General features: G+C 38.9%; 13 protein-coding genes. 3 read left to right on the top strand and 10 right to left on the bottom strand.

Translation table 11 applies throughout. The features are described 5' to 3' along the window. Window positions 1–25: 25 nt before the first annotated feature. The 6 genes from G521_RS17355 to G521_RS0113910 all read right to left on the bottom strand — a co-directional run bounded on the left by G521_RS17355 (window position 26) and on the right by G521_RS0113910 (window position 10668). Entirely contained in the window at window positions 26–1840 is a 1815-nt protein-coding gene (locus G521_RS17355; protein ID WP_036679427.1) for an alpha-amylase family protein, read from the bottom strand. A gap of 10 nt (window positions 1841–1850) precedes the next feature. Then, window positions 1851–2567, bottom strand: coding sequence for an SDR family oxidoreductase (locus G521_RS0113930; RefSeq protein WP_026899066.1), 717 nt, complete (start codon window positions 2565–2567; stop codon window positions 1851–1853). Beyond that, the gene (locus G521_RS0113925) at window positions 2551–4872 is read right to left on the bottom strand and encodes a glycoside hydrolase family 65 protein (RefSeq protein WP_026899065.1); all 2322 of its coding nucleotides are present in this window, start codon (window positions 4870–4872) and stop codon (window positions 2551–2553) included. Before G521_RS0113925 ends, G521_RS0113930 begins: the two co-directional genes overlap by 17 nt. Before the next feature lie 90 nt (window positions 4873–4962). Beyond that, window positions 4963–5613: a beta-phosphoglucomutase gene (pgmB, locus tag G521_RS0113920; protein ID WP_026899064.1), complete on the bottom strand. Its 651-nt coding sequence runs from the start codon at window positions 5611–5613 to the stop codon at window positions 4963–4965. A 129-nt stretch (window positions 5614–5742) separates the two neighbouring features. Then, window positions 5743–7596: a glycoside hydrolase family 13 protein gene (locus G521_RS0113915; protein WP_081675089.1), complete on the bottom strand. Its 1854-nt coding sequence runs from the start codon at window positions 7594–7596 to the stop codon at window positions 5743–5745. 174 nt (window positions 7597–7770) lie between these two features. Next, window positions 7771–10668 carry a TonB-dependent receptor gene (locus G521_RS0113910; RefSeq protein ID WP_036679421.1) on the bottom strand — a complete coding sequence of 966 codons (2898 nt, stop codon included), beginning with the start codon at window positions 10666–10668 and terminating at the stop codon, window positions 7771–7773. Between the two features lie 230 nt (window positions 10669–10898). On the opposite strand from G521_RS0113910, the gene G521_RS0113905 reads away from it, so the two are divergent. From G521_RS0113905 to G521_RS0113895, 3 genes are all read left to right on the top strand, one after another. Beyond that, the gene (locus G521_RS0113905; RefSeq protein WP_026899061.1) at window positions 10899–13343 is read left to right on the top strand and encodes a penicillin acylase family protein; all 2445 of its coding nucleotides are present in this window, start codon (window positions 10899–10901) and stop codon (window positions 13341–13343) included. 71 nt (window positions 13344–13414) lie between these two features. Continuing rightward, the gene (locus G521_RS0113900; protein WP_026899060.1) at window positions 13415–13774 is read left to right on the top strand and encodes a hypothetical protein; all 360 of its coding nucleotides are present in this window, start codon (window positions 13415–13417) and stop codon (window positions 13772–13774) included. Between the two features lie 33 nt (window positions 13775–13807). Then, a complete protein-coding gene (locus G521_RS0113895; RefSeq protein ID WP_026899059.1) occupies window positions 13808–14794 on the top strand; it encodes a LuxE/PaaK family acyltransferase in 987 nt (328 codons plus the stop codon). A gap of 84 nt (window positions 14795–14878) precedes the next feature. Here the strand turns inward: G521_RS0113895 and G521_RS0113890 are convergent, their stop codons facing one another. The 4 genes from G521_RS0113890 to G521_RS0113875 form a co-directional block, all read right to left on the bottom strand. Next, the gene (locus G521_RS0113890) at window positions 14879–16321 is read right to left on the bottom strand and encodes a Gfo/Idh/MocA family protein (RefSeq protein WP_026899058.1); all 1443 of its coding nucleotides are present in this window, start codon (window positions 16319–16321) and stop codon (window positions 14879–14881) included. A 48-nt stretch (window positions 16322–16369) separates the two neighbouring features. After that, window positions 16370–16945 (bottom strand): gluconate 2-dehydrogenase subunit 3 family protein, encoded by a 576-nt coding sequence (locus tag G521_RS0113885; protein WP_026899057.1) that lies wholly within the window; start codon window positions 16943–16945, stop codon window positions 16370–16372. A 30-nt stretch (window positions 16946–16975) separates the two neighbouring features. Next, on the bottom strand, window positions 16976–18655 hold the full coding sequence (locus tag G521_RS0113880) for a GMC oxidoreductase (protein ID WP_026899056.1): 1680 nt from the start codon (window positions 18653–18655) through the stop codon (window positions 16976–16978). Window positions 18656–18732: 77 nt separating this feature from the next. Next, complete coding sequence (locus tag G521_RS0113875) at window positions 18733–19629, bottom strand: hydroxypyruvate isomerase family protein (protein WP_309425082.1); 897 nt, start codon at window positions 19627–19629, stop codon at window positions 18733–18735. Between the last annotated feature and the right edge of the window lie 8 nt (window positions 19630–19637).

Raw genomic sequence — 19637 nt, 5'->3', positions numbered from 1 at the left:
TGGTTAAAATTAGTTTAATGTATTATTAAAAACTTAAAATCCATGCATCAGATGGTTTTACCATCACCGGAATTCCTCTTGAAAGATCTCTGATTGTAAATGTTTCTCCGGTTAACAAATTACGGAATTGAAAATTATTAGTCTTAATCCCTTTCATACGTATTAGAAACTCATCCGGAAAACTGATCGTGGTATCCAGTATCTTTTCCCGGTCAAAGTTTGCAATTACTAGGGTTTGTTGATTATTTGTAAAGCGGAGGTATGCATAATTGCGATTGGAAAAATTCTGCTGGTCAGTTAATTCTAAAAACTCACCCGTTCTTAGAGGATTATCTATCCGGATAATATTCAACAGGGTTTTATAAAAATTCCTGAGTTCATTTTGATCTGAATTTAAACCAGCTCCGTCAAAAGCGCCATTGTTCATCCATTTTTGATGATTGGGAACTCCCCAGTAATCAAAAATTGTAGTGCGGTTATCTTCTCCGCCAAAACCTTCTGCCTGATGTGCAGGTTCACCAACTTCCTGGCCGAAATAAATCATGACCGGACTGCTTGATAAAGTGGCGCTTATTACCATTGCAGGTTTAGCCAGCCATGGATTTTGAGCAAATCCGGTGGAAGCAATTCTTTCCTCGTCGTGATTTTCAAGAAACCGAACCATTCTTGAAGAGAATCCCTTACTTTCTACGCTCCATACATGCGTAATGTCTTTAACATCTGCATGATCTTCATTCTTGATTAAGCGTTTTAAACCATCATATAATCCAACTTTATCATACAGATAATCAAATTTTCCAACTGTCAGAAACTTTTGATATTCCTGCGGATTATACGCTTCTGCAATAAAAATAATCTCCGGTTTTACTTTTTTTACTTCGGGAATTACCCAGTTCCAAAATTCTACCGGAACCATTTCGGCAACATCACAGCGAAACCCATCTACATTTTTATTGGCCCAGAAAATTAAAATATCACGCATTTTATTCCAAACCGGAGGAATTGGATCAAAATGATTCTGGTTTCCCTGATTATCTACCCCGTAATTTAATTTGATGGTTTCTGACCAGTCATTTAATGATGGAGATTCCGAAAAAACATTATTACCTGTAACACGTGCAGGATTTTCATCGAAACGTCCATCTTTCATCGGGTGATTAAAGCCATCACCACCAGCATTGGTTCCCTGAGGAACTACAAATGCCTTTCCGGGCAGATAGTAAAAATCGTTCATAGGATCGAACGCTTTACTCTTATCATCGTTTTCACCAAAATCAGCAACACCAGCGGGCTTTGAATCTGAATTGTAGGTACGTGCCACATGATTTGGAATAAAATCGATCAATAATTTCATTCCGTGATTATGCGTTCTGGAAACCAGAGACTCAAATTCGGTCATCCGGTTTGGAACGCTCACAGCCAGATCCGGATCTACATCATAGTAATCCTTAATTGCATACGGTGAACCGGCAATGCCTTTGACAATATCCGGATCGTCCATTTTTATTCCGAATGAAGTATAATCGGTCATGGTAGCATGTTCTAAAATACCCGTGTACCACACATGCGAGATTCCCAGTTTCTTTAATTCATCTAAGGCTTTATCAGTTACATCATTAAATTTACCAACACCGTTTTCATCACGGGAACCGTAAAATTTATTGTTTGTATTTTTATTGCCAAAAAGACGAACCATCATCTGGTAAATTACCAGTTTATGATCCGTGATTTCTTCTTTAGTAGTAGTTGTGTCCATTGTTGTATTCTTCTGCACGATAGGAGAACATGATCCCGCTACCAGCATAGTTGATAATATGTATGGGTAAAATTTTTTCTTCATAAAAGCTGAATTAATAATCCTGTGAGATTGGATGAATCATTAATTCATCAATTACAACATGCAAGGGAGCTGATAAAATATAATTTACTGAACCAGCTATGTCATCCGGATGCAGACGGTGATGATCTTCATTAACACCCGGAATACTATTATTAAAATAGGTTTCTACCTTCCCGGGATAAACTACACTCACTTTTATATTATTCTGGCGAACTTCTTTTCTTAAAGCAGATGAGAATGCATCCTGTGCATATTTACTAGCACAATACATTGCTCCTTCTGCAAATGTTCTTTTAGCAACATCCGAAGCAATGTTTACAATGTGGCCATGCTTTTGTTTTTGCATAACAGGCACTAAATGCTTGCACATTAAAAAAGTACCTTTTACATTCACATCCATTACCTGATCCCAAAACTGAGTTTCCGTTTCTGTAACCGGGGCAAAACTTCCAATTCCGGCATTATTGATCAGTATATCCACGGAATCAGTAATCTTTTTTATTTGATCAATGAAATTTCCTACAGCTTTTTCATCACTTATATCCAAAGAAAATGCCGTGGCTTTACCACCTTCGCGGCCAATTGATTCAACAGCTTCATTTAAATCCTGCTGATTGCGGGCTGTTAGAATAACATGCACGCCATCCTTTGCCAGATTTTGAGCAATGGCTTTGCCAATACCTCTGGAAGCTCCGGTAATGATTGCAATTTTATTTTTGAGACTCATTAAATGCCAGGATTTGTGTATGTGCGCTTATTTCAAAATGCTTGTTGTAAACCAGGACTTGTATATCCTGCTTTGACTGATTGCTGATTTGAACTCCTTCTTTATCCACTTTGATGGTTAATAATGCTCCGCGGAAGCCGACTTTAAATGAAAACGATTTCCATTGTTTAGGCAGAAAGGGATTAAATACCAGCTGATTATTTTGAACCCTCATTCCGCCGAAGCCTTCCACAACACTCATCCATGTTCCGGCCATGGAGGTTATGTGACAACCATCTTCTGTATCATTATTATAATCATCCAAATCTAAACGGGCGGTTCGAACATAAAATTCGTATGCCCGCTCGTGGTCGCCCAATTTGGCAGCTAAAATAGAATGAACACATGGCGACAAGGAACTTTCATGAACTGTACGCGGCTCGTAAAAGTCAAAATTCCGACGTAGAGTTTCAATGTCGTAGTTCTCTTCAAAGAAATACAATCCCTGTAAAACATCTGCCTGTTTTATATAGCATGACCGAAGAATACGGTCCCAGCTCCATTTCTGATTTAATGGACGGGCAGAAGCAGGAAGATCTTTAACCAGGATTTGCTCCTTGTCTAAATATCCATCCTGCTGCAGGAAAATACCGAGGTCTCTATCCTGAGGGTAATACATATTTGAAATTATATGCTTCCATTTGGATGATTCAGATTCCACATTAAAATTCACTTTTTTAAGAATGGAGCTATATTTTTCAGGTGCATTTTTCTGAACTATTTCCATAGCTTTTACAGCGTACTGGATGCTCCAGCTGGCAATAGTATTGGTGTACCAGTTATTATTTACATTATTTTCGTATTCATTAGGGCCTGTAACACCAAGCATTACATACTGCTTACGCTCTTCGCTCCAGTTAACGCGTTGTGCCCAAAAACGAGCAATGGCAATTAAAACCTCGAGTCCGTAATCATTTAAATAGCTTTCATCACCGGTGTACCGGATGTAATTAAAGATTGCAAAAGCTATTGCACCATTTCTATGAATTTCTTCGAAAGTAATTTCCCATTCATTATGGCATTCTTCCCCATTCATGGTAACCATCGGGTATAATGCCGCACCATTGGAAAATCCTAGCTTTTCAGCATTTTCAATAGCTTTATCCAATTGCTTGTACCGGTAAATCAATAGGTTTTTTGTTACCTGTTCATCGGCCGTAGCCAGATAAAACGGCACACAATACGCCTCTGTATCCCAATAGGTAGAACCCCCGTATTTTTCACCGGTAAATCCTTTCGGACCAATGTTTAAACGGGCATCTTCACCTGTGTACGTTTGATTTAACTGGAAAATATTAAAGCGGATAGCCTGCTGAGCAGAGACATCTCCTTCAATAACAATATCGCTTTCAACCCATTTATCAGCCCATGCCTGAGCCTGCTCCTGCATCATTAAAGCGAAACCTTTAGCCGAAATCCTCTCGATAAGCTCTTTACAATTTTGGACCAGATTTTCTTTATCGTGATTTTCTGAAGAAAGGTTTGCTGCAAACTTAAAAATCACGGTTTCCTGGCTCTCTTTAACTTCCAGAGATATCTTATTAGCAACGTATTTTTCTTTTTCAACCGGCGTTGATGAAAATTCAACAGGCTCGCCATCCTGCTGAATACTCATTTTCATGCCTGTACATACATGAAAGCCGGTTTTCTTGGTACGCATAGTTAAAAATGCATTCCCATGATGAGTTTCTTTATTTACTTCATCCCAAAACTTCTCGTCATAATTTGCGTCCTGATTTTTTACATCGCCGTCAATAGAGGAAGTTATGCTTAAAGTCCCCGAAAAATTTAAAGGCGTTATGCTGTATCGAATCGCTCCGGCTTCATCATCCACAATGCTGCAAAAACGACGTGCATTAATTAATACCTGTTTTCCACTTTTTAATTCAGCAGTAAAAGAACGCTCCAGATATCCTTCTTTCATATTCAGAATCCGCTTAAACCCGATCACTTTACAATGATTCAGATCCAGAGTTTCATAATCGATTTTAACATCGATGCCAACCCAGTTTGCTGCATTTAAAACTTTGGCAAAATATTCCGGATATCCATTTTTCCACCATCCCACACGGGTTTTGTCGGGGTAATAAACCCCGGCTACGTAATTTCCGGGCAGAGTTTCTCCAGTATATGTTTCTTCAAAATTTGCCCGTTGGCCCATGCGGCCATTACCAAGGCTGAATATACTTTCAGAAATCTTATTCAGATGCGGATCAAATCCTTCTTCTATAATATTCCACTCGTCAATTTTTATATAATCTTTCATTTAAAAAAATAGTATTTAAATATTGGCCTTCCAGCTTTTGAGCAAATCTGATAAATTGAAATTCAGATTCTCAAGATTGATTAGCACTTTTTATAATCCTTTTAATGTTTCTAAGTTCACCTTGTCCAATCCGCTAACTACCAGATCAGCTCCTGTTAATGTTTCTGCCGAACCAATGCCAACCACTTTCATTCCGGCTGCTAAAGCAGCTTCCACGCCTGCAATGGCATCTTCAAAAACTACACATTCATCCGGATTTACATTTAATCCCCTGGCTCCTTCTAAAAACACCTGCGGATCAGGTTTAGACGCGGTAACCTCATTGCCGTCTACAATTACATCGAACAAATTAATGAGATTTACTTTCTCCAGAATTTTAACAGAATTTTTACTGGCTGAACCAAGAGCGGTTTTATAACCTGCATCCCTTACTGATTCAAGAAATTCGCGGGTGCCCGGCAAAATTTCTTCCGGATGCATCTCATCAATCATCTCTACATACCATTTATTTTTGAGCGTGGCCAATTCCAATTTATGTTCGTCAGTTTTGGAGACTCCGCCCCAACCTAAAATTAATTCTAAAGACTGCGTGCGGCTGATTCCTTTCAACTTTTCGTTATCCTCTTCTGTAAAGTCAAAACCTAACTCGTTGGCCAGTCTTTTCCAGGCTTTAAAATGGTATACTGCTGTATCTACGATAACCCCGTCAAGGTCAAAAATGCAGGCTTTAATATGAGACATAAAATTATTGTTAACGATTATGTATTTACAAAATCCGGCGTATCCTCCGGATAAGGTGCAGATTTTGCTTAATCATTTGATATGATTAAGCATTTCCACAGAATGAGATCTATAAAATTAAATACTTCTCTATTTTAATTCGAAAACCGATGTTGTTTTTGCCGGAACTTTAAAGTTATTGATTGTATTTAATGATTCACCGGTAATTACATTTATTGCTTTTGAGAAACCCTGAAGTCGCTCAGTAAAACGGTCTGCAGCCAAATTGATTTCTTTATCATTGCTGTTCATCACAACCATAACCGTTTTAGAAGAATCATATCTGAAATAAACATAAGTTCCATCTTCGGGAACAAACTGCATTAATTTTCCGGTTTGCAGGGCCGTAGAGTTTTTGCGGTAATTTGCTAATTTCTTAACATAATTAAACGCTTCATTCTCCTGCTCTGTTCTTCCGGCAGCTGTGAATTTATTTTCTTTATCTCCAGACCAGCCACCTTTAAAATCTAAACGCACCAAACCATCCGGATTTGTAAATCCTTTCATCAGAATTTCATCACCATAATAAAATTGGGGAATACCGCGTGTAGTTAATAGCCAGGCAATGCCGGATTTATACTTATTGAAATCTTCACCTACAACCGAATAGAAACGGGCTAGATCATGGTTATCTAAAAACACTACTAATTTAGTCGGATCTTTATAAATGAAATCACTCGCAATTGTTGTATAGAGCTTATTTACTCCATCATTCCATCCAAACTTTCCGTTAAGAGCTTCATTAATTCCCCACAATGCCTGAAAATCAGTTACAGATTGTAAGCCGGAATCAAATCCCTGATTGATCGTTTTTCCTTCTGTAAAGAAAGCTTGATTTGGCAAACCCTGAACCCAGGTCTCACCAAAGAATGTAAATTTCGGATATTCTAATGTAATGGCTTTTGCCCAATCTGCCATGTAAGCAGGATCATTATAAGCATAGGTATCTAAACGGAATCCATCTAATCCGGCATATTCGATCCACCAGATATGACTTTGGGTAAAATAGTTCTGAACGAACAAATTAGACTGATCTACATCGGGCATATGGAGATCAAACCATCCGTCGGTCATTCTTAACCGATCTTTTTTTGAAGCGTATGGATCAAAAAGTACCTGATCTTTATAAGTGGTACGGGTAAACTCAGGCCATTGGTGTATCCAGTTTTTTGAAGGCAGATCCTTTATGGTCCAGTGCTCACTTCCAACATGATTGTGAACCAGATCCTTTATCATTTTCATTCCACGTTGATGGAGTTTATCTACCAATTCTTTATATAAGGCGTTTGTACCATATCGACGGTCGATCTTATAATTTTCTGTGTTGGCATAGCCATGATAGGAAGTTTTTGGCTGATCATTTTCCAAAACGGGATTTAACCATAGGGTTGTAACTCCAAGTTCCTGCAGATAATCCAGGTTGTTAATAATTCCTTTTAAATCTCCGCCATGACGAAGATACATGGAGTCTCGGTTCAATGAAGTTTCTTTCATCCCTGCAACCACATCATTGGATTTGTCGCCGTTAGAAAAACGATCCGGCATAATCAAATAGATAAAATCTTTATTGGTTACGCCCTGAAATTTACAATCTGATTGCTCTCTTGCTTTTAGTTCATATTTATATTTCAAGGTCTTTGATTTTTTCTTTTCAAAGAGTATCGAGAACGTTCCCGGAACTGTTTCAGAACTAATTTCCAGATCCAGGAATAAATAATTAGGGTTTTCGACTTTATGAACTTCAAGCAAACGAACACCGGGATAATTCAAGGTAACGGATCTGTCAGAAATCCGGTTTCCGTGAACAATCAGCTGAAGCTTTGGATTTTTCATTCCGACCCACCAGTTGGCAGGCTCTATGCGCTCTAATTCAGGAATTTGAGCAGAAATTGTATTAATAAAAAAAACACAAAAAATGGCAAATAAAATGGTCTTTAATCTCATCAATAAGGTGTTAAATAAACACTAAGTTAGCCTTATATTAAAGAATGCGAAATTATAATTTGAATTTTTAAAGAGGTAAAGAATATTACTATAAATAAACAGGAGAAGAAATTAAAAAAAATGTCCCGCTCTTTTTTGAAGAACGGGACATCTAAACAAATTATTTAAGATATTCTATCTCATAAACTGATCAAACAGAATTGAAACGTAATACATCCCGCCTATCTGTGGGTTACCGAAAGAAGTTCTGTAATACTTATTTAAAAGGTTAGAACCACCAACTTTTAAGGTTGATTTATACGTCGGGATTTTAACACTAACCTGTGCATCAACAGTTCCGAAAGCAGGCACTTCGCCGGCTGCAAAAGTTGAAGACCACATAAATTTATCCTGCCATCTGTAAACCGCATTAAAACCTACATTTTTAATTACTTCACGATTAGATAAGCCGATATTGAAACGGTATTCAGGAGTGTTGAATTCGCTTTCTAAAGCGCTGTTATTTTCCTGTAATTTATTATAAGAAACGTTACCGCTCAGGTTAAATTTACCATAAACATAATCTAAACCTAAAGCAGCTCCCTGAGATTTAACTTCCTCAGGATTATTCACAGTAGTAGAGAATGTTTTTGCCGGATTGCTTGCACTTGGCAACTGTCCGTTCTCTGTTTGAAGAATAATAATAGAAGAAATAAAATCCTTGTACGTATTAAAGTAATAATAAGCATCAAGAAGTAAATTACTTCCCAATAAACCTTTATAACCTACTTCATAAGCGTTTACACTTTCCGGTCTGAAATCACGCTCAAATGCATATTTCTCAGGAGCTCCGGCACGCACGCTTGCCAATGTGTAACCCGGATTTGATTTCAGGTTGTATTTATCCAGTAATGATGGCAGGCCTCCAATTAAACGGGTACCACTGCTACCTCCAACTAAAAGATCAATGTATTGGTTTTGTGTAGTTGGATTTCTGAATCCGCTTTGGTAAGATGCACGAATGTTATTGTTTGGTGCTACAGTAAATACTCCCGAAATTCTTGGAGTAAAACGACCTTCGAAGTTTTCATTCTTATCATAACGTACCGCTGTAGTTAATTTTAATTTGTCATTAAGCAATTTCTTGCCTAACTGAGCAAAACCACCGTATTCATCAATAGTTAATTTTTTACCAAGATCGTCAAATATGGTTCCGTCAGAACGAAGATCATAACGACGGTAAGAACTTCCTACCTGAAACTCAACCACATTATTGAATGCATTGGATAAATTATACATTCCTTCAAAATGATTCATATTGGTTTTATCATTGAATTTGGCTCCGCCGGCAGGACCGATAGTTCTTGAAGCAACATCTTTTTTAACAGCTTCGAATCTCTGCGTTCCCGGCAAAGCACGGTTTCTGTCAGCATACTGACGGGCTGCAACATTAGCCTGATCTTCTGTAGCTCCTGATAAACGTGCTTGTGAATATACCGCGGTATATTCTGCAAACCAGCCTGGCCCGGCTGCAGATGGGGTTGATGGATTAGTATACTCATTAATATAAGTACCCAGTAAAGTAGCATTGTATGCTTCTCCGGAACGCTCCTGAGTTGTGTAAGCCCTTAAAAAGAAATCACTTCCTTTAATCTCAGCTTTATATTGCCCTAAGTTGAAATTACGCAGTGAGTAGCGGTCAGAACCTGTATAAACAGAAGTTCCTGCACCCCAGTTTGCCTGCAAAACGGCTTCAACTTTATCGTTAAATTTATAATGAACAGAACTTAATGTTTTAAACGATTGAGTATTGTAATCAACCAGATCTTTTTCTGCATATCCAGTACGGGTTACAGACTGGTTTGGCAAAACATTATTTCTTAATCCAAAATAGAACGGAATCAAATTAGTTACTGTGGGTCTCAGTTGCGCTGGTAAACTACCGACGAATGCCCCAATTTGCGCTGCACTTGCATTTGCAGGTAAAAAAGCATTTAAAGCGGCAACAATATCCACTGTATTTGATGTTGCGGCTAAAATTCCAGCACGGGTTTGAGCCTGAACTTGCTGAGCAACATTACTTAAAGTAGGATAAGCTGCGTTCGGTTCATCACCATAAACGTTTACGCCATCATATCTTGGATCTGATGCACGGTCACCTGCTTTTGCAGTATTTGCGGCACGGTTAAAATTAGAATAATCCTGTCCTTCCCAATCTTTTGCTTGCAGGTAAGAAACGTTTACTTTGAATGCAAATTTATTGTTCCATGATTTGGCATAACGGAATGACATATCTTCAAATCCGGTCTGATTCCGTTGGTAGTCATCCACATGATTTAAACCCTGTTTGAAGCTCATGCTTAAACCAGGATAAGTGAATGGACTTTTTGAGGTTAATATCAAAGTACCGTTTGTACCACCCGCACCGTATAAGGCAGAGGAAGCACCCGGTAATAATTCGGCACTTTCAACATCAAGGTCTGAAATACCTACAATGTTACCAACGGCAAAGTTCAAACCAGGAGCCTGATTGTCCATACCGTCAACATACTGATTGAAACGAACGTTTCCGTTTGCGTTAAAACCACGGGTGTTAATAGATCTGAATGTTAAACTCTGGGCACTGGTTTCAACACCTTTTAAGTTTGTTAAACCATCATAAAATGACGGGGCCGCAGATTCGCGAACAGCCTGTGCTCCAACACGCTCAATAGAAACCGGCGATTCTAATATTCTCTCCGGAGTACGTGACGCTGCAACTACCACTTCCTGCCCTAAAATAGACTGGCTTTCTAAAGAGATTGCCAGGTTTGAGGCTGAACCTGTTACCAATTGCTCAACAGATTTATATCCTAAATAACTTACAACAATTGTAAAAGGAGTTTTTTCTGAGGTCGTAAATGAAAACCTGCCGTTTTCATTAGTAGAAGTTCCTATAGATTTACCTTTCACTGTGATGGCAACGCCCGCCAGACTCTCTTTTGTAGCCTGATCTGTGACTGTACCCGAAATGGTTGTTTGCGCAAACACCATTGATCCTGATAAGAGGATAACGAGCAGAATACTGGCTAAACGGGTAAAAATTTTACACATAAATTCGATTTTAGTTGGTTAAGGTGGTTACTGTGATTTTTATGTCATAAACTTAGTATTAATTTTATTTTAAGCAAAGTGATTTTTAATTTAATGCATGCATAATAAAATTTGAAGTAAAATAAACTTCATTTGAGCAAATTAACTGTTCCATATCTTCAATTCTCACAAACAACATTTGGGGAAGGCCATGAATTTTTACATATTTAGACCCTGATATAATTACACCGATGAAATTTTTTAAAGCAATTTTTTCTCTGCTGTTTGCCCTGGCTTTAGTTATTACCTTAAATATTAAACTGGGCGACATCCCTCCTCTCGGAAAATTTCTTGATCCTTTCCATGGATTCTGGAAAAACGCGGAAGAGAAAAAAGTTGACAAGCAAAAAGACATCACTCTATCGGGTTTAAAAGGAAATGTAGAAATCAGGTTCGATGATCAGATGATCCCGCATATTTTTGCTGATAATAATTACGATCTGTATTATGCGCAGGGATATATGACCGCCAAAGACCGTTTGTGGCAAATGGATTTTCAAACCCGTTTTGCCTCTGGGAGACTTTCTGAAGTAGTGGGTCCGAAAGCTATTGAACTGGACCGGTATCAAAGACGTATGGGAATGATGTTTGGTGCAGAAAATATGGTCAGGGAAATGAAGAAAGATAAGCAGATCCAGGAAACGATGGATGCCTATACTGCAGGTGTAAATGCATATATCGCCTCATTAAATCCTGAAGATTATCCCATAGAATTTAAACTTCTGAATTATAAGCCGGAGAACTGGAATCCGGTTAATTCTGCATTGCTTTTAAAATTAATGTCGGCAACACTTGCAGGCGGATCTAATGAATTTTACATGAGCAACATCCTTAATAAATTCGGTCCGGAGGTTGTTAATGACTTATTTCCTGATTATCCATTTCGCGAAAGCCCCATAATCCCTCAGGGAACAAAATGGAATTTTAAGCCTGTAGCCGTTCAACAGCAACCGGCTGTAACTGTTAATCCTAAAATCTCATATAATATTAAAACCCGTCAGATTAAAGAAGGTATCGGAAGTAATAACTGGGCCTTAGCCGGATCAAAAACTTCTACAGGTTCTCCTATGCTGGCCAATGATCCGCATCTTGATTTAACTTTACCGGCTATCTGGTATCAGATTCAGCTTATTTCAAATGACATGAATGTTTGCGGAGTTTCTATTCCGGGAGCACCCGGAGTAATTATCGGATTTAATCAGCAGGTAGCATGGGGAGTAACGAATGTAGGAGCTGATGTTCTGGATTGGTATCAAATTAAGTTTAAGGACGATTCTAAAAAAGAATACTGGTATAATAACAAGTGGAATCCGGTAAAAATCAGAATTGAAAATATCGCGGTAAGTGGTTCAAAAAATATTATTGATACGGTATATTACACACATCACGGGCCGGTAGTTTACCTGGATAACCAGAAACCTGAAAAATTTGGAAAGGCTTCAAACATCCCGGCAGGACATGCTTTAAGATGGATTGCTCATGATGCTTCAAATGACACGCGAACATTTTACATGCTTAACAGGGCTAAAAATTACGACGACTACCGCCAGGCGTTAAAGTATTATACCGCACCTGCACAAAACTTTGTTTTTGCAAGTATGGAAGGTGATATTGGCATTACCGCAAATGGTTACTTCCCTTTAAAATGGAAAAATCACGGCAAATTTTTGATGGATGGAAGCGATCCGGTAAATGACTGGAACGGTCGCATTCCTGCCGAGCAAAATCCTACTGTAAAAAATCCGCCGAGAAATTTTGTTAGTTCCGCCAACCAGTTTTCTACAGATCCATCTTATCCGTATTACATCAATTGGGAATTCAGCGGATATGAGCGCTCTAAACGTATTAACAGCAGGCTCACGGTTATGACAAACGCTACAGTAGATAGTTTAAGAAGTTTACAAAATGATAACTACAGCATTCTGGCAGAGAATATTTTACCTCTATTGTCGAGCTCGGTTAATACCCAAAAGTTAAATGCAAGCCAGCAGCAAAGCTTCGACATCGTTAGTAAATGGAATAAATTTTTCGATGCAGATCAAATAGGAGCAAGTATTTTCGAAATCTGGCAGAAAGAACTGATCAATCAGATATGGAGTGATGATTTTACTGTAGAAAATGTACCGATGCGTTATCCATCCCGCGACCGTACGGTAGAAATATTATTAAATGAACCCAATTCCAAATGGTTTGACAATATCAATACACCCTCTAAAGAAACTCGTGAAGATGTGATTTTAGCTTCATTTAAATTTGCGGTTGACAGCCTGGAGAGAAAATTTGGGCCGATGGATAAAGACTGGCAGTGGGGAAATGTAAAACATAGTTATGTACCTCATCTGGCAAAAATTGCAGGTTTTAATTCAGCTTTCATAAACAACGGCGGTTCTAAAACTTCTGTAAATGCCATGAATGAAACCAACGGACCATCCTGGAGAATGATTGTTGCACTGGGTAAAAACGTAAAAGCTTACGGAGTATATCCGGGAGGCGAATCAGGAAATCCGGGAAGTTTTTATTATGATGATATGATCAGCACCTGGGGAAATGGCAAATTAAATGAACTGCTCTACTTAAAATCAAAAAATGAAAATTCAAACAGAATTATTTCAACCTGGAAAATGGAGAAAGAATAGCATTGATTTATAATAAATAAAATACCTTAACAGCAAGCAATCATTAAACGAATCCTTTAATATTACATTCCATGCTTTTTATACTCATTTTCATCATTTCACTTGTTTTGCAATTCTTTCTTCCATGGTGGATTATTGCACCAATTGCAATAGGTATGTCTTACTGGAAAGCAACCAGCGGACGCAATGCGTTTACATCCGCATTCGGCGCCATTTTTCTTTTATGGATTTTAATGGGATTATTAGAAAGCATCCCTAATGAAAATCTGCTGGCTAACCGTGTGGGCCAGTTACTAATGCTTCCGCAATCATCTTTTAACTGGATTATTGTTTTACTGATTACAGGAATCATTGGCGGTTTAGCAGCGGGGTTCTCTGCTCTTTCGGGATATTATTTACGACTTGCTTTTATAAAACCGTCAACAATTTAAATATTGCTAAAACCGGAATTGTATCTTTAGAGCGTGAACGGAATTTCTTCAGATCGACTTTTTTCAATTTCAAATAACGAGCAATTTGGGCAATTGGCTCTTGAAGTTTTTAAATTTCAGGCTGTTCATTGTCAGATTTATTCAGATTTTGTAAAAAATCTGGGCATCAATCCTGAAGAGATTCATTCAGTTTCTGAAATCCCTTTTTTGCCAATAGAATTCTTCAAAACGCATACTATTCTTTCAAATCTCGAACAAATTGAATGTACTTTCAGCAGTTCAGGAACTACGGGTTCTGTTCAAAGCAATCATCATGTAACAAACCTTTCCATCTATAGAAACAGCTATTTAAAAGCTTTCGAATCTTTTTATGGGAATATAGAGGAGTATGTTATACTGGCATTGCTACCCTCATATCAGGAGCGTGAAGGATCATCTTTAATTTTTATGGTTGATGATCTGATCCAACAAAGCGGTCATCCAAAAAGCGGGTATTTTCTTTACGATCACCAAAAACTTGCAGAAACTTTATTTGAATTTAAATCAACCAGAACCCGGACATTATTAATCGGGGTTACGTACGCATTGCTTGATTTTGCTGAAAGTCACTATCTGGAATTCCCTGAGTTAATTGTAATGGAAACCGGAGGAATGAAAGGAAAACGCAAGGAGATGATCAGGGAAGAACTTCACGAAATTTTGTGCAACGGATTTGGCGTTCCTTCAATTCATTCGGAATACGGCATGACGGAGCTACTTTCACAGGCTTATTCAAAAGGAGGTGGAATTTTCCATTGTCCGCCATGGATGCAGGTTTTAGTTCGTGATACAAATGATCCGCTTGAGTTATTAAAATACGAACAAACGGGAGGAATCAATATAATTGATCTGGCCAATCTTAATTCCTGTTCATTTATTGCCACGCAGGATCTGGGCAAGCTTTTACCCGACGGAACTTTTGAAATTTTAGGACGCTTTGATAACAGCGACATAAGGGGCTGTAACTTACTGGTTCAATAAGTTTTATAGTTCAGTTCAAAAAAAACGCTGACTAAATCAGATTTTTATTAAATCAGACAAAGTCAGCATCATTGCTATCATAGTTTAAACTCCCAGGCTCCAGCCTTTTCTGTATTCCCGTTTTACAAATTGGTTAGCGTCATCAAAATTCGTCACTTTCATATTCGGTCCATCCCACAATAATTGAATATATCGGCCGGGATAAGAGAATCCGTTTCCGCTATTTGCTTTGCGTATATCAAATCCGCGAATAGCAAGATTACCCATTAAAACTGTTTCGGTGAGCGGGCCTGCAATAGAGAAATCAGAACTTAATTCCTTTTTTCCATATCCGGCAATTGCAGCCTCTACCCATTCGGTATAATGGCCATCTTCGCCACCCGGAACAAGGGGAATGCTGCCTTTAAATTTCACCTCATTTGTACGGGATAATGGAAGCAATTTAGGATCGCGGCCATACGTACTGCACATCATTTTACCTTTGGTACCGATGAAAATAACGCCGTTTCCGCCGTCTCCCATTCTTTCATTCGGACCTAGTTCTTCGGGCCTTTCAGGCTGTATTCCGCCATCCATCCAATGAAGCTTAATGGGCTTTCCACCTGCAGTTTTACTTTCAAAGGTCATAATTGCGTGAGAAGAAGGAGGACAACTTTCTGGAAAATATCCTCTTTTAAATTCATCCACATACACGCTTCCAACACTTGCTTCAACTTGTGTAGGATAATTCAAGCCTAAAACTCTGAATGGTGCTTCTACTAAATGACATGCCATATCGCCCAGGGCACCTGTGCCGTAATCCCACCAGCCACGCCAGTTAAAGGGTACTAATTTATCAATGTAATCTTTTTCAGGAGCTGTTCCCAGCCATAAATCCCAGTTCAATCCTGCCGGGATTTCGGCCTTTTTAGCTGGCCACGGAATCCCCTGTGGCCAAACCGGCCGATCTGTCCAGCAATAAACCGTATGAACATCTCCTATTACCCCGTTGTTATACCATTCTCTCAGTTGTCTTACTCCATCGCCGGAAGCGCCCTGGTTTCCCATTTGTGTTACAACCCTGTATTTTTTTGCCCCTTCAGTCAGCATACGGGCTTCGTAAATATCATGGGTTAAAGGCTTCTGAACATATACGTGTTTTCCCATTTGCATGGCAGCCATAGTAATCACAGCATGATTATGATCCGGGGTAGCAATGGAAACTGCATCGAAGTTTTTCGATTCTTTTTCAAAAAGTTCCCGCCAATCCTGGTAATATTTAGCCTTAGGGAAATTCTTTCTGGAAGCAGCGGCACGGCGGTCATCCACATCACATAACATTGAAATATTTGCCTTGCCTCCCTTCATAAAACTTGTCAGATCGGATTGTCCTTTACCACCTACTCCAATTCCCGCTATATACAGCTTATCGCTGGGAGCCAGAAAACCTTTACCGCCTAAAACATGGCGTGGAACAATCATAAATCCTGCTGCGGCTATTGCTGCGGTTTTAACAAAATCTCTTCTTGAAGTTTTATTTTCAGACATATACTAATGTTTAGTCGTGATTAATTATTTAAATGAGTTTCAAAAATTTTAGGTTGCCCAGGCATGATCGCCTTTTTTATAAGGCATATCTCCATCATATTTTCCTGGAATAGCAATGTAACGTAGTGCCTTGGTGGCGCCTACTTCAGATGTAAAAAATCCTAACAGCGTTAATTCTTTAATCATCCGGAAATAATGTGAAGGTTGTTCCGGAGTTTTATTCTTCATGTATGCTTTTTGTTTTATATCCACTTTAGTGAAAAATGAGGTGCGTTGCTCAGGCGTGCAGTCCATAAATGCTTTACCGTTTTCTTTACGGCATTGCTCATCCAGTCTTTCTAAACCTTCCAGAAAAATCTTCTGATCTCTTTTGGTATAGCAATCCTGAACCATTACGGCCATAAATGCTCCAACATTTGCTTCTTTTGCACCAGGAGTACTGGTAGCGGGCAGTATGGTTTCGCCCATTTCATTTAATAAAGTAACCTGATCCTGGTTAAACAAGGCATTTACTTTTACTTTTTCCGGAGTTGGCGTACATCCAATTTCCAGAAAAAGGTTGGCACCAATTATGGTACCTCCAAGTAACCAGCCTACTTTTGTGATGGCTTCTCTTCTATCCATGATAATATATCAAATCTTGTTAGGTTCGTATTAAATATTTCCTTTTTTCAATTCATTAACTGCATGATCTACTGCCCTGGCAGTCATGGCCATATAGGTTAATGAAGGATTTTGACAGGCAGCCGAAGTCATTGCAGAGCCGTCTGTAACATACACATTGGTAGCATCCCAAACCTGGTTATTGCCATTCAATACCGAAGTTTTAGGATCTCTTCCCATACGTGCAGTACCCATTTCATGAATTCCCATGCCCATGGTATATCCGGCATCGTAAGTGGTTACGTTTTTTAATCCCGCAATTTCCAGCATTTCTTTCCCGTCGTTCATCATATCTTTGCGCATTTTCAATTCGTTATCTTTTATTTCGCAATCGATAGATAAAATATTTAGTCCCCACTTATCTTTTTTAGTTTTGTCAAGGGTTATTTTATTCTCATGATACGGTAACGTTTCTCCAAAACCGGTAATTCCTACTTTCCAATTACCAGGTTCACATAAAGCATCTTTAAAATCACCTCCAATATTCATTTCGGCTATTTCACGACCCCATCCATCCCGGCTGGCAGATCCCTGGTAACCAAAACCACGAATATAATCCCGCTTCTCTCCATCCAGATTTCTAAATCTTGGAATATAAATCCCGTTAGGGCGACGGCCATAATAATATTTATCATCATAACCTTCAGCTTCGCCTGAGGCTCCTGCCCTGAAATGGTGATCCATCAGGTTATGTCCCAATTCGCCGCTGCTGCTTCCTAATCCGCCATCCCATACATCGGTAGCCGAGTTCATCAGAATCCAGGTAGAGTTTAAAGTAGAAGCACACACAAAAACTACTTTTGCATAATATTCATACGTTTTATTTGTCTCGGCATCCATAACTTCAACTCCTGTTGCCTTTTTGGTGTCCTTATCATACAGGATTCGGGTCACAATAGAAAAAGGCCTTAAAGTAAGATTGCCTGTTGCAACTGCAGCCGGTAAGGTAGAAGACTGAGTGCTAAAATATGCTCCGAACGGACAACCCAGCCAGCATTTATTACGATACTGACAGTTTGTTCTGTTTTGCAAAGGCTTTGTAATATTAGCTACACGTCCCATAATCATATGGCGATCACCTTTATAGTGAGCTTTAATTCTGGCCGCCACATCTTTCTCAACCACATTCATATCCATTGGTGGCAAATAGTCGCCATCCGGAAGATGTTTAATTCCATCACGGGAACCGCTGATGCCGGCAAATTTTTCAACATGGCTGTACCACTTTTCAAGATCTTTGTAACGAATTGGCCAGTCAACCGCAATCCCATCTTTTGCGTTCGCTTCAAAATCGATATCACCCAGGCGATAGCTTTGACGGCCCCACATTAATGATCTGCCGCCAACCTGATAACCTCTGAACCAGTCGAACCGTTTTACTTCAGAATATGGGCTATCTTTTTCGTTGGCCCAAAATTCAAGGTTGGTTTCGTTCAGCGGATAATCTCTTTTTAAAACCGGGTAATTTTTGATCATTTCCTGCGTACGGCCGCCACGATGGGGAAAATCCCATGGATGCTTATTCGCATTTACATAATCTTTAATATGCTCAACATCCCGTCCACGCTCAAGCATGATTGTTTTCAATCCTCTTTCGGTAAGTTCTTTAGCTGCCCATCCGCCGCTAATTCCAGATCCTATTACAATTGCATCATAAGTGTTATCAGCCATTTTTGTTATCCTGTTTAGACGTTTATAATCGGTTAAATTAAATTTTGAATATAGTTATTTTATACTAATTAATGATTTCAGACATCACAAATTGCAACCGCTTTTTCAAGAGATTCAATTTTATTTTCGTTTACGGGAATAAATTCCTGAGCTACTGTTCCTTTAAAACCGGTCGCCAGAATCGCTTTCATTATGGCGGGATAATTCAGCTCCTGAGTTTCGTCAATTTCATGCCTTCCGGGAACACCCGCCGTATGGTAATGAGCGATATATTTACTGTTTTCTCTGATTGTTCGGATCACATCACCCTCATCAATCTGCATATGATAAATATCGTAAAGAAGTTTAAAATTCTCTGAATCAAGTTTTTTAGCCAGATCGACGCCCCATTTTGTATGGTCAGCCTGATAATCCGGATGGTCAATTTTACTGTTCAAGAGTTCCATAACAATCACCACATTATTCTTCAGGGCCAGCGGAAGTATTTGCTGTAATCCAACCCTGCAGTTCTCCATTCCGGTTTCATCATCCATGCCGTTTCTGTTTCCGCTAAAACAGATCAGGTTTTTATATCCTGCTTTAGCCACCAGCGGAATCATTGCTGAATAATTTTTTATTAATTGAGCATGATTCTTTTTATTATTCCAGCCGTCAACTAGGTTAATTTCGGCGCCATTACACATGGTAGATTCAAGACCGTATTTTTTTAAAACGGGCCAGTCGGCCGGACCAACCAGATCAATTCCTTTCAGGCCAATCTCATTTGCCAGATTACAAAGCTCATCAATCGATAAAAAATTATAACACCAGCGGCAAACCGAATGATTGATATTTCCTTTTAGCTTTTCTTTAAACGGAACACCTGATTTTTCGGGCATAAAAGACATTAGACTGCCTGCTGCAGACGCAGTAAGTGTACCGGCAATCAGGTTTTTTATGGCCTTGCGGCGATCGTGGTTTAATGCCATCTTCATTAAATACT

Origin of the sequence: Daejeonella oryzae DSM 19973 (assembly GCF_000422945.1) — a bacterium.
Lineage (GTDB): Bacteria > Bacteroidota > Bacteroidia > Sphingobacteriales > Sphingobacteriaceae > Daejeonella > Daejeonella oryzae.
Note: the sequence above shows the minus strand (reverse complement) of the source record. Positions and strands in the feature narration are given on the sequence as shown.

Coding starts and splice junctions, on each gene's coding strand:
- G521_RS0113910 (WP_036679421.1), bottom strand. CDS start 10,668: ATGTGTAAAATTTTTACCCGTTTAGCCAGTATTCTGCTCGTTATCCTC.
- G521_RS0113930 (WP_026899066.1), bottom strand. CDS start 2,567: ATGAGTCTCAAAAATAAAATTGCAATCATTACCGGAGCTTCCAGAGGT.
- G521_RS0113925 (WP_026899065.1), bottom strand. CDS start 4,872: ATGAAAGATTATATAAAAATTGACGAGTGGAATATTATAGAAGAAGGA.
- G521_RS0113880 (WP_026899056.1), bottom strand. CDS start 18,655: ATGGCTGATAACACTTATGATGCAATTGTAATAGGATCTGGAATTAGC.
- G521_RS0113875 (WP_309425082.1), bottom strand. CDS start 19,629: ATGAAGATGGCATTAAACCACGATCGCCGCAAGGCCATAAAAAACCTG.
- G521_RS0113900 (WP_026899060.1), top strand. CDS start 13,415: ATGCTTTTTATACTCATTTTCATCATTTCACTTGTTTTGCAATTCTTT.
- G521_RS0113905 (WP_026899061.1), top strand. CDS start 10,899: ATGAAATTTTTTAAAGCAATTTTTTCTCTGCTGTTTGCCCTGGCTTTA.
- G521_RS0113885 (WP_026899057.1), bottom strand. CDS start 16,945: ATGGATAGAAGAGAAGCCATCACAAAAGTAGGCTGGTTACTTGGAGGT.
- pgmB (WP_026899064.1), bottom strand. CDS start 5,613: ATGTCTCATATTAAAGCCTGCATTTTTGACCTTGACGGGGTTATCGTA.
- G521_RS0113915 (WP_081675089.1), bottom strand. CDS start 7,596: ATGAGATTAAAGACCATTTTATTTGCCATTTTTTGTGTTTTTTTTATT.
- G521_RS17355 (WP_036679427.1), bottom strand. CDS start 1,840: ATGAAGAAAAAATTTTACCCATACATATTATCAACTATGCTGGTAGCG.
- G521_RS0113890 (WP_026899058.1), bottom strand. CDS start 16,321: ATGTCTGAAAATAAAACTTCAAGAAGAGATTTTGTTAAAACCGCAGCA.